1 protein-coding gene is annotated in these 512 nt (G+C 61.5%); it reads left to right on the forward strand.

Going from position 1 to position 512, the window contains the following annotated elements:
* Positions 1-512 (forward strand): lactonase family protein (locus tag NRB16_RS29350; protein ID WP_257107629.1); only part of this gene is annotated, 512 nt, incomplete at both ends.

Here is a 512-nt window from a genome sequence, read left to right on the forward strand (position 1 = left end):
CATACGAGCCTGAGCCCTGATGGGCGTTATCTGCTTATTTCCAACTATGCCGTGCAGCCCGATCCTGGCGGGTCGTTGGCGGTGTTGCCGGTGGGCAAGGACGGCAAGCTTCAGGATGTCGTGCAGTCCGCCGGGCCGAATACGGCCAGCCAGGTCAACCCGGAACGTCAGATGTCTTCCCATGTCCATGCAGCGGTGCCGACGCCCGATGGCAAGTATGTGGTTGCCGCCGACCTGGGAGCCGACAAACTGTTTGTGTACCGCTACGACGCCAGTCAGGCCAGACCTTTGCAGCCGGCCAGCACGGCTTCGGTGCAGTTGCCGGGCGGTAGCGGGCCGCGGCATATCCTGTTCAGTCGCGAAGGCAAACATGCCTGGCTGGTGCTGGAAATGTCGGCTCAGGTCGCGGTGTTCGATTATCTGGATGGCGAGTTCAAGCAGACCCAACTGGTCGACCTGAAAAACCAGGGTGTGCAGCAACGCAATGGTGCCGGTGGTTTGCATGCGTCGCC

The sequence above is a fragment of the Pseudomonas sp. LJDD11 genome, assembly GCF_024584215.1.
GTDB lineage: Bacteria > Pseudomonadota > Gammaproteobacteria > Pseudomonadales > Pseudomonadaceae > Aquipseudomonas.